This is a genomic window from Candidatus Margulisiibacteriota bacterium (assembly GCA_018822365.1).
In the GTDB taxonomy this organism is placed as follows: Bacteria; Margulisbacteria; WOR-1; order O2-12-FULL-45-9; family XYB2-FULL-48-7; genus XYB2-FULL-45-9.
Genome location: JAHJKL010000073.1, coordinates 1 through 13291, shown reverse-complemented (window position 1 = coordinate 13291; position 13291 = coordinate 1). Strand labels below are relative to the sequence as shown.

Sequence of the window (13291 nt, the reverse complement as noted above, 5' to 3'; positions counted from 1 at the left end):
AATATTCATGAAAAAACTGACCGCTCTATTATTTGTTTTGACCATTGCCCTCTCGTTTGCCGCCCGCGCCGCGGTCCCATACGAATCAAAGTTGACCGGAGAAGAGCTGATCGCAAAGATCGGGGAGATCCGCCAAGCAAAGCAAGCCGGCAAGTTTGTCCGGGTCAGCCCGGAGACCCTGAAGTTTGAAGGGTATATTGTCCGGGAGAGCTATCCGGAATACCTGAAAAATATTGACGACCGGGTCAAGGTCTTGGTGGTCAATTCTCCCGGCGGTGACACTTACAGCGGGGTCAGGATGGGGCTGGATATCATGAGGCGAAAATTAACCGTTGTTATCGAAGGGGCGGCCGCTTCCAGCGCCGCCAATTATCTGTTTCTCGGAGGCAATGAAAAGATCATCGCCAAAGGGTTTGTCGGTTTCCACGGCAACTCCCGGGCGATGGTCGCCCAGGCGGGGGGCTTTGACAAACTGAAAAAAGAGATGCAAGCGCGATACAAGATCAGCGACGAATATTTTGCAACTTTCAAGCGGGAGCAGGAAGAGACGATCGGATTGGAAAAAGAGTTTTACGGCAAAATTAATGTCTCCCAAAAACTTTTTGACCTGACACAGGAGCCGGGAAAAGGGGTTTCCGTCGCGTCAGGCGAGGGTTTTGATTTCCTTCTCCCGTCGCTTAGAACGATGGAGGATTACGGCATCAAAAATGTTTCCGGCGCGCAGGATGTTGATCTGGCCGAGAAGCTTGGGATAAAGGTTGTTTACTATTAAAGAAAGGTTGTCTTTCTGGTCTTGGTCACGTCGCTCCAGTCATAATCGGTTTCCAGCAGAAAGATCGTCTGAATATGGGCCAAATGAGAGTACCCCTGCGGGAAGTTGCCGGTCAGGCGGCCGCTGGTGATATCGATCGCTTCCGAATAAAGCCCCAGCTTGTTCCGGTGCCGGCTGATTTTCTCGAACATTTTTTTTGCCTTCTCTTTTTCACCGATCAGGTATAGGGCGTTGATCATCCAGAACGTCGTGACAATAAAAGCGTTCCTGGGGAGGCCAAAGTCGTCTTCGGCGATATAGCGAAAGGCCAGGTCGTTCTTGACCAGGTTGTCGTAGCTTTGCCTGACCGTATTGATCATTTTCGGGTCGGTCCTCTCCAGAAAACCATAGTGGAGCATCAAGAGATTGGATGCGTCATAAATCTTTGAGCCGTAATGCATGACAAAAGAGCCCAGGGGCTCGTCCCAGCCATGGGTCAGGATATCTTCTTTGATCTGGTGGGCCAGGCCCGACCATTTGTCGACATAAGCCGGTTTCTCTAGGAGCCGGGCGATCTTGGCCGCCCGGTCGACCGCCACCCAGTTCATCATTTTGGAGTGGACGTAATGCTGGGCCGGCCCGCGGCGCTCCCAGATCCCGCTGTCCGGCTTGGTCCAGCAGCGCTCCACCTGGTTGATAAGAGAGCGGACCACGGTCCAGACCTCTTCGATCAGCTGGATGTCCCGGTCAATGTTGATCACAAAGTAGGTGTAGATCGCTTCGATCAGCTCTCCGTATAGGTCATTCTGGTCCTGGGTATAGGCCTGGTTGCCGGTCCGGACGGGACGGGAGTCTTGATAGCCGCTCAAGTGGGGGAGGATCTGTTCTTCCAGCGTTTTTTCGCCGCTGATGCTGTACATGACCCGGATGTTCTCGGCCTTGCGGGGTAGGCGGTTCAGGATAAAGTTCATAAAGCGGGTCGCCGATTCGGTGTGGCCCAGTCGAGCGTAAAGCTCGATGGTCATGGAAGCGTCCCTGACCCAGCAAAAGCGGTAATCCCAATTCCTCCCTTCGCCAATGATCTCGGGGAGAGAGGTGGTGGGGGCGGCGACGACGGCGCCGGTCTTTTGAAAGGTCAACAGTTTGAGGGTGATCGCCGACCGGAGCACTTCCGGCCGATGGTTCCTGGGGGCGCGGGTCTTCTGGCACCAGTCAAGCCAGTAGGTCTTGGTCTTTTCGTATTCAACGTAGATCTTGTCGTTGCAGATCTCTTCCAGTTTTTCGTGGTAGGAAAAAAGGAAGTAGGAAAAATGTTCCAGCTCGATCAGCTCCCCGGCAATGATCTTGTTCAGGTTGAGGTTGCTGTAAAGAAAAAAGCTGTTGTAATCCCCTTTGACCGAAGCGATCTTGATGTGGTCGCGGTTGACCGTGTATTCAGCGTCAGTTGAGGCGTAATTGGGCATCGCCTTGAGCTCGACCCTGATCTTTGGCTTGCCGGACAGGACCATGATGTTTCTCTGGACTTCGGAAGGGGAATAAACTTTATCGGCCCCGACAAAATAACGGGGCATGTAATCATTGATCTCAAAGCTTCCGTCTTTGGTCGCGACAATGGTCTTGAGGATCGGGGTGCCGGGGACATATTTTTGCTCGATCTTGGTCGTCCCAACGCCGGAGATCTTAAAGTGCCCCCCTTTATCCTTGTCCAGCAGTCTGGCAAAGACGGAAGGGGAGTCAAAGAAGGGGAGACAGAGCCATTCGATACTGCTGTCCGGCGAGACCAGCGCCGCGCTGGCGCAGTTGCCGATCAAACCAAAGTTGTAGTTTATATCAGTCGTCATTATTAAGCCGCCTTTTTGTTACTAATACACATATTATACAGCATGACGGGGGAGGGAATGGTGATGAGCAAGAATCATCTACCATTAATGCTGTTTTTGTTCTAAAATTACCGCATTCATCAAGGGCTGTTGATCTAATGGAATTAATGCAAAAATCTTCAAAACCGGGCCTGGCCGATTATTTTATCGGTTACGTCGCCCTGTTCGCGTTTCTATTGCTATTTTTCCAGAACCTCTCAATTATTCAGGCGCATCAAGCGCTGATCCACAAAATAAATTTTGTTATTCTGCTGGTTTTTATCATTGATGTTGTTGCCAGGGCCGTGGCCGCGCCGGACAAGCAACAGTATTTATTGAGCCACTGGCTCGACCTGATCGTCTTTGTCCCGTTGTTGAGGTTCATCCCTTTTGTTGAGAACCTCCCGTTCTACGTCATCCTCTGGCAAACGATACTTATTTTTATGCTGATCTCCAGGAGCCGGCGGGCGGGGCGCCTGATTGCCATGATCAGTTTCCGGCCAGCCCAACTGATGCTGATCAGCTTCTCTTTTGCCATTGCCGTGGGGACCATTCTCCTCTCTCTACCGGCGGCGACCGCGGCCGGGGTCAAGACCGGTTTTATCGACGCGCTGTTCACGGCGACTTCGGCGACCTGCGTGACCGGGCTTATCGTCAAGGATACTGCGACTTACTTCAGCCCGTTCGGCCAAATGGTGATCCTAGCCCTGATCCAGCTGGGGGGGCTGGGGATCATGACCTTTTCCGTTTCGCTGGTCATGCTCTTGAAGCGGAGCTTTGGCCCCAAAGAAAACCTGGAAATGCGCGAAGTATTGGACCAGGACCTGATGGGGAACGTTAAGAGCCTGATCGTGTTCATTTTCAAAATGACTTTGGTCCTCGAGTTGACCGGCACTCTTCTGCTCTTTTTCCTCTGGCGCGACAGTTTTAGCGATCCGCTGGCCGCGTTCTATCACGCGTTTTTTCATTCCATCTCCGCTTTCTGCAATGCCGGCTTCTCGACCTTCAGCGACAGCCTGGTCCATTTTAATAATGACTTGAGCACCAACCTGGTGATCATGTTCCTGATCATTATGGGAGGGGTCGGCTTTCCGGTCATCCGCGACTTTTACCACAACCTGCTGAATATCTTTTCCCGGAAAAAAGACCATGGGATGAAACTGCGCGTCCAGACCAGGCTGGTCTTGCTGGTCAGTCTGCTCCTTATTGTGATTGGCGCCCTGCTGATCTTTGCGTTCGACAAAAGCCGCTTGCTGGCCGGCTTGAGCTACGACAATCAACTGCTGATCTCCCTGTTCCAGTCGGTCTCCGCCCGGACCGCCGGTTTTAACACCGTCAATATCGGGGGGTTATCCTCGGCCACTCTTTTCCTGATGATCGTCCTCATGTTCATTGGGGCGTCTCCCGGTTCTACGGGGGGCGGGGTCAAGACCACGACGGTGGCGGTCCTCTGGTCGATCCTGACCAGCGCCATGAAGCAGAGAGAAAATGTTCAGGTCTTTAAAAAAAGCCTGCCGGACGAGATCGTACACAAAGTGGTCATTCTGTTTGTTGTCTCCATTTTGCTGGTGGTCTTTTTTGCCCTGCTTCTCCTGTATTTTGAAGAGAAGCCTTTGAGGGATGTGTTGTTCGAAACGGTCAGCGCTTTTGGGACGGTCGGGCTTTCGACCGGGCTGACGCCGACGCTTTCAAACGGGGGGAAGCTTGTGGTAACATTGCTGATGTTCATCGGCCGGCTGGGCCCCTTGACCATCGGTTACGCTTTCACCAGAAAACGGAAACCGGCAAGAGTCGTCTATGCCGAAGAACACGTCATGATCGGCTAGTTCGGGGAGGAGAAAAAAATGAGACAGATCGCGGTGATCGGCCTGGGTAATTTTGGTTCGACGGTGGCCAGGGAATTGACCGATCGCGGGGTCCAGGTCCTGGCGATCGATTCGGAGAAAGAGCGCATTGACCTGATCAAGGAATGCGTCAGTACCGCGGTGGCGGCCGACACGACCGATGAAAAGGCGCTCAAGGCGATCGGCGTGCAGAACGTCGATATCGCGGTTGTTTGCATCGGCGAGAATGTCGAGGCCAACCTCCTGACCACGATCCTGCTCAAAAAGATCGGTGTCAAAAAGATCTGGGCCAGGGCGATCAGCCCGCTCCAGCATGAAATAATCAAGTCCTTGGCGGTCGATAATATCATCAACCTGGAAGAAGAAATGGGGAAGATCACCGCCAACAGCCTGATCGCCCCCAACATTTCCCGGTTCATTTCCCTGATGCCGGGACATAGCTTTATGGAGATCAAGGTCCCCGCTCCAATAGTCGGCAAGAGCATCCAGGAACTGCATCCGCGCCGCAAATTCAAGATCAATATCGTGGCGATCAAAAAGAGCCGGCCGCAGATCAACAGTTTGGGGGAGAGGACCTTTGAAGAATATATTGAAGAGGTTCCTTCGTCGGAAGAGCCGCTGGCAGAGTCCGATGTCCTTCTGCTGGTAGGGAAAGACGAAGACCTGCAGAAATTCGCCAAACAATGAACTTATTAAAAAGCCACCTGATAAAAGCCGGCTGGTTCTTTTTGCTCTCCGTTTATTGCCTGACCTATTTTATCTTTGTTCGGCCGGCCGGGGCGTTCCTGGCGGTCCTGTTCACCGTCATTTTTGCCGCCGGCCTGCTGGTTTTAGTTTTTCTTACGGCCAGAGCGGTTTATTTTCGCCGGCAGCTGAACAACTTTTTGCGCCGGATTCTGGCCAACGATTACCAGACCGGGCTCAAGGAATCGCTCTGGCTGGGGGACGAGGTGACCGAGCTCGCCGTGCTGGCCAATAAAATGATCGGCCAGCTTAGGACCTACGACCAGCTGCGGGTCGACCGGATCGGCCAGTTCAACCGCCTGGTCGACCTGATCTCCGAGAACGTCGCCGAAGGGATCATCCTGATCGACGTTGAACGAAAGCTCTTGATGCTCAATTCGGCGGTGCAGAAATTATTTGGCGTTGAGCAGGGCAAGATCACTTTTGACGCCATTGAGAAGCAGGAGCACAACGAGCAGTTTCTCCCCCTCTTCAAGGAGCTGGTCGACAACGGGAAGGTGATCGAGACCTGTACGGTTGATCTCCATCTGCCGATCAAGAATGCCAGCCGCAGGGTATGTCTCAAGATGCAGCCGCTCAAGGACCAGGCGGAAAAAGTCCGGCTGGCGGTGATCTTTGTTTCACCGGCCGGGTAAAAAAGCGGGGCTAGGCATGTTTGCGGATAGTCTCCAGCCGCCCGAAACAGATCAGGGTATCCCCGGATGCCAGAGTGTCCGGTCCTTTGGGGATGACCACCGACCCCTTGGTCCGCTCGATGAGCGGGATCTGAACCTCTGCTTCCTTTAGCTTAAGATCCTTTAGCTTTTTTCCGACCAGGGTGCTGTCCGCGTGGACGTCAAATTGCGACACGCCGAATCCCTCGTGCGTCGACCGGACGGATGGTGTTGGCAAAAGTGGCGATCAGGGTGACTAAGCCGGCGTTCCCCAGGATCATCAGGTAGCTGGCGATCTTCCTTCTTTGCGGATGGCCGGTGACCAGCTCTGATTCCTGGGTGGTAAACCCGGTCCCGGAGAAGCAGGAGAGGGACTGGAAGCGGGCCTGATCACGCCCCATGCCGGTCAGCTCAAAGGCGGCAAAATATATATGAAAATGAGGTGGAAAGCGTGAACAATAAATTCCTCGGTTGGCTTCTCATCACCCTCTCTTTTCTCGTCATCAGTGGCTTTGTGGTCAGAAACGGCATCTATTGGGAAATAATTGATGTCATTCTTATCGTCTCCTGCGCGTGGGCAGGAGTGAGCTTGCTGAAGAGATCCTGAAGCGCGTTTTCAGCCCTGATCCCTAAAACCTGCTATAATTAAGACGTGAAACGATACTTCATTAAAACCTACGGCTGACCTGAAACTGAAGATCTACCATATGCTAAAAACAGCCCAGGAGCTCATCTTTAAACCATTCTTTAACTACCAAGCTACCGGCTAACATCGCAACATCCCTATATATTTTTACCTTGCGCGCTGCTACCTGCAAGAAACAAGAGACAATTACCAAACAAGGGCCAAACACCAAGTTGCCAAACAAAACTCTCTCCTGGCTCATTTATTCCACCTCTAATAAGAAGCCTTGTTCACTCACTCAATAACTCTTGCCGCTCAATTAGTTGTTAAATTTCCCAATAATAATTACACCACGATCTTTTCCTTCAGCTTATCTTTTACCGTCGGTATCTCGTATTTAATAACAAGCCAAACCAACCCCTATAGTTCCCGCTCCCGCCCGCCACCGCTATCGCGGCAGAGCTAACGCTCCTAAATCCCGCCTTTGGCGGGGATTGGCGGGCTTAAGTGAGTCGCCTTCCCCTCCCGCTCTTTCCCTCCCCAGCCGCTTTGAAAACCCCCCCGCCCCGGGAACAAGACAAGAAGAGTGGGAGAGTGACGGAAAGTCGGCAATATCCCTGGGGGTATTTCGCCATATCGACCGAAAAGTTCGCATAATCCCGTAAAAATAGCTTGATATTATAAGAAATAGTTGGTTCCAATAGCTTTTGGCAAGGATTTTGCTTTCTACCTTAGCGGGACTAAACAAGGGGTGATAAGCAATGCCAGGGAATGTTGAATACTTAACGACCAACGAAATTAACGCGCTATTGTCCGCGATCGATGATACTCGCGATCTGGCGATTATCCTCCTCTTTTTGAATACCGGGATATTTCTCAACGAGCTGGTTAACTTAAAAACCGATTCAATTAATTGGGAAAAGAAGATACTCGCGGTTGCCGGTAATAGGGGGAGGGAAATTCAATTAAATGACCAGCTCTTTGAGGCTTTGGCCAAATGGTCCAAGGTTAGAGTGAATACTCAAATCACTGCGTTGTTTACGACCACCAAAGGAGAGGTCAACGCACTTTCTGCCCGAACTGTCGATCACCTTATCCGCAAATATGCCGCCCAAGCCGGGATCGGCAAAAAGGTTAACGCCAAGATGCTCCGACACACTTTCGCGGCCAGGCTCTGCCGGGAAGAGGTCTCGATCGACCGGGCGGCCGCCATTCTTGGGATTACCGACTCCGAATCGATCAGCCGCTATATTAAAGCGGCAAAAGAGCCGCCGAAAGTTAACCTCGTTCCGGAAGAGGTCGATACTCGCCCGGTTCTGGTGAAGCTTCTGGCCAAACTCTTTCCAACCAAACCGAAGATCGCTAAACCACTAACCGGCATCAAAGGGGTGATCCTGCCCAGCCCAACGGAAGTTGCTTTTGGGCGAGAGGGGGTAATTGAAGATATCAAGGGACATCTTAAGAAAGGCCAGTCGGTTCTTTTAACCGGCCAAGTGGGGATCGGGAAAACACATCTTCTCAAAAACATTACCGACGCGCTTGGTCCCAGCGCCTTGTACTTCTCGTCTCCTTCACCGATGCGCGACTTGCTCAAACAATTACATAAAAAGCTAAATTGTCCAGGAGAGAAGCTCGGCCGTTCCTCTTCAAAGGAGATCGTTGGCCAGATTACCGGTGCGCTTGAAGCTCAAAAAACCATTCTGATTATCGACAACCTGGATAGCCTGAAAGCGTCGGATATCGAGAACTTTCTTACACTTCTCGAGAAGTTTACTATCCTGGCGGCGGTCGAAGAGCCGAAACCGAAGCTCAAATCGGTTTGGTGGAAATTCAAACGGATCGACCTGAAACCGTTGAGCGAAGAGGCGGCCAAAGAGTTGATCCGTTACTTGACCCAGAATCTCTCCATTACCGATTACGAGATGCTCGAGACCAGGATACTTTCTTTGTCCAACCATCTGCCGGTCGCGATTGTCGACATGATCCATCAGGTCAGTCACCGGCCGGTGGTCAATAAGGAGGTTATTCGTGAGGTTTACCATGAAGCGGGGGTTTATTTCCGCGACTGGACCCCCGTGATCATCATTCTTTGGGGAATAGTGATAGCGTTCCGGTTTGTGGCTCTTGGTATGCACAGCTTTGAGGGGTACATTCTGGCTGGTTTCGGCACTGCTTTGCTCGCGACGGTGCGGGTTTTTATGTTCAAAATGAAGTAGCAACTGTCCGACGTTGGGGAAGTCCGATGTCCGAAGTCAAAGGATGGGAATTATGAAAATCGATAAATTTGAAGATATTAAAGCCTGGCATGAGGCCAGAGAATTAACAAAAAGCATTTATGCTCTGACCTCAAAGGGAAATTTTGACAAAGATTTCCGCTTAAAAGATCAAATTAGAAGCGCGGCCGCTTCCATAATGGCTAACATTGCCGAAGGATTTGATGCGCAGTCGGACTTAGAATTTATCAAGTTTTTAATTTACTCAAGACGATCCGCGTCCGAAGTCCAATCGCATCTCTATGTCGCTTTAGATCAGGCGTATTTATCGGAGGAATATTTTCGAAAGCTTTCCGATGACATCGTTAAAATCAAGAATCTTATTTATGGTTTTATTAGATATTTACAAAAAACGAATAAAGGAGGAAAGACGTCTAGCCTAGGGCTTCGGACTTAGGACTTCGGACGTCGGACATTTTATGCTCGCGCCGACCCATGGAATCTTTGGTATCTTCCTGACGCTGATCGTTTTGGCGATTTTTGGCGTTCAGTGGAGCCTGCACTGGACGATTATCTTGTTTGCCGTCATTGGATCGATCATGCCGGATATCGACCATCCCAATTCCACCATCGGTCGGATCTTCTCTTTTATTTCCGGCCCGCTTGAGCGGCGATACGGCCATCGGACCGTCACGCATTCACTCATCGGCTGGATTATTTTTTCAGTAGTATTTAGTTTCTTGTCTCTATTTATAGTTTGGTTATTGAGCTTTGTTTGTGATTTGGGCTTTGGAGCTTGGGATTTAGTTCCAAGATGGATTGCTTCGTTCAGTATTAGTTACTTGTCTCATCTGATCCTTGATATGTTCAATCCCCGCGGTTCCCAGATGTTTTGGCCCGATCCCGGACGGGATGTTATCCCTAAAAACCCAAAATTCAGGTTGGAATCAGGGGCGAAAGCGGAAGTTTTGGTGTTTTTCATCCTGGTTATTTTGATGGTCCTGGCGTTCCCTTTATCCAAATTCGGTTTAGCCAGCTCTTTGCGGTGGCTTCTGGCGACCCCCGGATCGGCGATCCAGGAGTTTAAAACCCTTAAGACGCACGCTTATCTCGATTTCAAAGGGGTCTTAAATGAAACCAAAGAGCCGATCGCTGGTCGGGGAGAGGTGCTTGACGTCAACAACCAGCGGCTGGTTATTCTGTTTGAAGGGAATATTTATACCTTAAGCGATGAACTTGCCGCCGATATCTTCGCTTCGCATGTCCGGGTTAAAAAGACAGACCAACCGATCAAAATTGAACGGCGGGAGTTTAGGGATAAAAGTCGGGATTATCTTTTGGCCCAGATTCCCAAAAATGCCCTGGTTTCTGGAACAATCCACCTTCCAGAAGATATGACGATCGACTTTTCCACGACTTCGGACCTAGGACTTCGGACATCGGACGTTTATAAAACTATAGAACAAAAAGGCCGCGACTTAGTTCTTACCTACGCTTCCCGGAGGCAGATCGAGAAGCTGGCGCTGACGCAGGAATATGAAATGAAGAACAGGCGGAATCTGGCGGAACTTTCCCGGTTAAATGCCCAGGCCAGAAGGATTCGGGGCGAGATAGCGGCTCTTGACGATGGTGGCTTGACCGCTCTTGGAAAAGAAGTTTTGGTTGATAGGGCCGAGGCAGAGAAGCAGGGGACGCGGCTAGCTGAATTAACCAGCCAGCTTGAGGAACTAAACGTCAGGATCGATGAGCTAAAACTTAAACTTGCTTCCGGCCGACCTCTCTTTTCCGGCGAAGTTTATATTAGGAGATAGTCATGATTGACAGTTTATTGATTAAAAAGGAGCTTCTTGTTTATTTATCCCAAAGGGAAAGACAAGTCATTGAAATGCGCTATGGATTATTAGATGGACGCAAAATGACATTGCAGGCGATCGGCGATGTTTTTGGTGTGTGTCGGGAAAGGATCAGGCAAATTGAAAGAAAAGCGCTCAGAAAGTTAAAACATCCAAGCCGGATTAAAAAAGGGGGTGAAACATGGTTTTTGACCTTGAAGAAAGAACAACAAACTTTGCTCGATCCGTAATAAGACTATGCAAAAGTCTGCCCAGAAATCCAATGAACGACCGCTTAACCGGGCAGGCCGTAGGCTCGGCTGGATCGGTCGGGGCCAATTATCGGGAAGCTAATGATGCTCTCGGCAAAAAAGATTTTCTTCAGCGAATGAAAATCTCAAGGCGTGAAGCCAAAGAAATTAATCATTGGCTATGTTTGATTGAAGAAGCGAATGATTATAAACGGCTGGAAATAGCGCCGTTGTTAAAGGAATCGAAAGAGTTGATCAAAATTCTTTCGGCAATTATCAACCGTTCAGAATAGCAGCGAGTGTTTGGTTTTTGTTTCTTGGTAATTGAATTTTGTTTGGTTATTGTCTCTTGGTAATTGGTTATTGAATAATAGGAGGGAATATATGAAAAAGATCGTATCAGTGTCGTTAATAGTTCTTAATTTGATTGTTCTTGGAAATCTGTCATTTGCTTCCGAATACCATCTTGGCCCCTACGATACTTTGGAGCTCGAGGTGGTCAATCACCCGGAGCTAAAGACCAGGCAGACTGTCGCCCCGGATGGGCAGGTCTCGTTGCCGTTGCTAGGCGTTGTTTCGGTCGAGGGACAGTCGCTAAAAGGCTTTCAGCGGTTCCTAACCAATAATTATTCCGCTTATCTTGATAAGCCGCAGATTGTGGTTGGTCTGACTCCAAAGCCGATTTATGTTGTACAATATGACTTGAAGAAGGATACTTGGGAAGTTAAGAAGGCCGGTTCAATTGATGAGGCTAAAGCTTATCTTGGCTTTTCGACCTCGGACGTCGGACTTCCGACTTCGGACATTTATAAAATTACGATGGGGAGTAAGCCTGATTTCTGGGAAGATAATTGGTACAAGGTTCTTACCGGCGCGGCTGTCGCGGTTGGAATATATGCGACGTTGAGTAAATAATTATGTTAATTAACAAAAAAGGATGTTTATATGACCCCAGATGAATATCTACAATCTTTGATTAGTAGATACCATGTAACCGCTGGACAAATTAACCCAGCCTCAATTGTTTATGATTCCATATCCCCAATTATCAAGGCCTGGGCAGGTAGCCAATTAAGGGAAATTAAATATTCGGGGTCTTACGCTAAGGGGACGGCAATACATGGCGGAACGGATATTGATCTATTTATATCATTGAAGTCGGATACGCAACAGACATTGCAGCAAATATATAACATGCTTTATGACAAAATGAACAATGCTGGATATCTCGGTATACGTAAGCAAAATGTTTCAATCCATGTTAATCATGCTGGTTTTGAGGTTGATTTGGTCCCAGCAGTTCACCTTGGTGGCAATACGGAAGATCACTGGCTATATGTTAATAGGGCAAATAGAGAAAGGACGAAAACGAATGTTGATGCCCATATTAGCATGGTTAGAAATTCAGGCAGAATAGGCGAAATTGTTCTCGCAAAAATATGGAGAAAAAATCATAATATTGATATCCCTTCCATCTATCTTGAGCTTATTGTAATCGAATCATTAAAATATTCTCGTTCCGGCCTCGGGGATAATCTATTGAAAGTTTTAGATTATCTTTCAAATTCTTTTGTTTTGGCTCGATTTGTTGATCCTGCAAATACAAATAATATTATTTCGGACGAGTTAAATGCTACAGAAAAACAAACTATTGCTAATCAAGCCTTACAAAGCAGAAGAGGGCAGAATTGGGGGGGAATAATATGGTGAAATCTAAACGACGAATTAATATCAGAGATATATTCTTAGGGTTGCAAGAGCAAATGCGATCAAAATTAACTTTAAACAGAAAAATATTGACTCACCCAGTTGCAAAGGGGAGCGCAAGTGAACTTGAATGGATTGATATGCTCTCAGCTTACTTGCCCAGTCGTTATCGCGCAGATCGAGCTTTTATTATTGATTGTGATGGTCATGTTAGCCAGCAGATTGATATAGTAATTTACGACCGCCACTATTCGCCTTTTATTCTTAAGCGGAATGGCTCAACTTATATCCCCGCTGAAAGTGTTTATGCGGTCGTGGAAGTTAAGCCAACCTTAAATATGGCTAATATCAGTTACGCCGCAATAAAAGCAGCGTCCGTTCGTGATTTGAAGCGTACAACTGCACCAATTGTCCATGCGGGTGGTAAAATCGATAAGCCTAAAGAGCCATTTGGCATCCTATCGGGGATATTGACTATTGATGGGAAATGCAGTGACTCATTAAAAAATAAGCTTTCAAAACTATCCGCTAAAAGATTTATCCATTTCGGTTGCTCATTGGATCATGCGGCCTTTTGGTTTAAGAAAAACGAAAAGGGAATAGATGTGTTTGAGAAGAGCGCAAAAGAAGAGGCGTTAATCTTCTTCTTTCTTAATTTACTTGAAGAGCTTCAGAAATTGGGTACAGTATCAGCAATTGATTTAAAGGCATATATTACTGCCATTAATAAGAAATAAATGTATAACAATATTCAACCATGGCAATAAAAAAATCACAACTCTATAGTTCGATCTGGAAAAGTTGCGATGAGC

Annotated in this window: 15 protein-coding genes; 12 read left to right on the top strand and 3 right to left on the bottom strand. The window is 48.6% G+C overall.

The window, feature by feature from the left end:
• Positions 1 to 7 precede the first annotated feature (7 nt).
• Entirely contained in the window at positions 8 to 772 is a 765-nt protein-coding gene (locus KKF06_07115) for a hypothetical protein (GenBank protein ID MBU1617524.1), read from the top strand.
• Here the strand turns inward: KKF06_07115 and KKF06_07110 are convergent.
• Complete coding sequence (locus tag KKF06_07110; GenBank protein ID MBU1617523.1) at positions 769 to 2592, bottom strand: glycoside hydrolase family 15 protein; 1824 nt, start codon at positions 2590 to 2592, stop codon at positions 769 to 771. The genes KKF06_07115 and KKF06_07110 overlap by 4 nt on opposite strands.
• 137 nt (positions 2593 to 2729) lie before the next feature.
• On the opposite strand from KKF06_07110, the gene KKF06_07105 reads away from it, so the two are divergent.
• The 3 genes from KKF06_07105 to KKF06_07095 are packed head-to-tail and all read left to right on the top strand — an operon-like array spanning position 2730 to position 5833.
• The gene (locus KKF06_07105; protein MBU1617522.1) at positions 2730 to 4436 is read left to right on the top strand and encodes a TrkH family potassium uptake protein; all 1707 of its coding nucleotides are present in this window, start codon (positions 2730 to 2732) and stop codon (positions 4434 to 4436) included.
• An 18-nt stretch (positions 4437 to 4454) separates the two neighbouring features.
• The gene (locus tag KKF06_07100; GenBank protein MBU1617521.1) at positions 4455 to 5141 is read left to right on the top strand and encodes a TrkA family potassium uptake protein; all 687 of its coding nucleotides are present in this window, start codon (positions 4455 to 4457) and stop codon (positions 5139 to 5141) included.
• Positions 5138 to 5833, top strand: coding sequence for a hypothetical protein (locus KKF06_07095; protein MBU1617520.1), 696 nt, complete (start codon positions 5138 to 5140; stop codon positions 5831 to 5833). The genes KKF06_07100 and KKF06_07095 overlap by 4 nt, the downstream gene beginning before the upstream one ends.
• 10 nt (positions 5834 to 5843) lie before the next feature.
• On the opposite strand, the gene KKF06_07090 is transcribed toward KKF06_07095, so the two are convergent.
• Entirely contained in the window at positions 5844 to 6047 is a 204-nt protein-coding gene (locus KKF06_07090; protein ID MBU1617519.1) for a hypothetical protein, read from the bottom strand.
• Positions 6034 to 6252 carry a hypothetical protein gene (locus tag KKF06_07085; protein ID MBU1617518.1) on the bottom strand — a complete coding sequence of 73 codons (219 nt, stop codon included), beginning with the start codon at positions 6250 to 6252 and terminating at the stop codon, positions 6034 to 6036. Before KKF06_07085 ends, KKF06_07090 begins: the two co-directional genes overlap by 14 nt.
• Before the next feature lie 985 nt (positions 6253 to 7237).
• Here KKF06_07085 and KKF06_07080 point away from each other — a divergent pair.
• The 8 genes from KKF06_07080 to KKF06_07045 all read left to right on the top strand — a co-directional run bounded on the left by KKF06_07080 (position 7238) and on the right by KKF06_07045 (position 13216).
• Positions 7238 to 8692, top strand: a complete 1455-nt coding sequence (locus KKF06_07080; GenBank protein MBU1617517.1) for a tyrosine-type recombinase/integrase — start codon at positions 7238 to 7240, stop codon at positions 8690 to 8692.
• A gap of 52 nt (positions 8693 to 8744) precedes the next feature.
• Positions 8745 to 9146: a four helix bundle protein gene (locus KKF06_07075; GenBank protein ID MBU1617516.1), complete on the top strand. Its 402-nt coding sequence runs from the start codon at positions 8745 to 8747 to the stop codon at positions 9144 to 9146.
• Between the two features lie 22 nt (positions 9147 to 9168).
• Positions 9169 to 10500 (top strand): metal-dependent hydrolase, encoded by a 1332-nt coding sequence (locus tag KKF06_07070; protein MBU1617515.1) that lies wholly within the window; start codon positions 9169 to 9171, stop codon positions 10498 to 10500.
• A gap of 2 nt (positions 10501 to 10502) precedes the next feature.
• Positions 10503 to 10772: a hypothetical protein gene (locus tag KKF06_07065; GenBank protein ID MBU1617514.1), complete on the top strand. Its 270-nt coding sequence runs from the start codon at positions 10503 to 10505 to the stop codon at positions 10770 to 10772.
• Positions 10724 to 11065, top strand: a complete 342-nt coding sequence (locus tag KKF06_07060; protein MBU1617513.1) for a four helix bundle protein — start codon at positions 10724 to 10726, stop codon at positions 11063 to 11065. Before KKF06_07065 ends, KKF06_07060 begins: the two co-directional genes overlap by 49 nt.
• A gap of 91 nt (positions 11066 to 11156) precedes the next feature.
• On the top strand, positions 11157 to 11687 hold the full coding sequence (locus tag KKF06_07055; GenBank protein ID MBU1617512.1) for a polysaccharide biosynthesis/export family protein: 531 nt from the start codon (positions 11157 to 11159) through the stop codon (positions 11685 to 11687).
• Positions 11688 to 11717: 30 nt separating this feature from the next.
• Positions 11718 to 12482 carry a nucleotidyltransferase domain-containing protein gene (locus KKF06_07050; protein MBU1617511.1) on the top strand — a complete coding sequence of 255 codons (765 nt, stop codon included), beginning with the start codon at positions 11718 to 11720 and terminating at the stop codon, positions 12480 to 12482.
• A complete protein-coding gene (locus KKF06_07045; protein MBU1617510.1) occupies positions 12476 to 13216 on the top strand; it encodes a hypothetical protein in 741 nt (246 codons plus the stop codon). Before KKF06_07050 ends, KKF06_07045 begins: the two co-directional genes overlap by 7 nt.
• Positions 13217 to 13291: the final 75 nt, after the last annotated feature.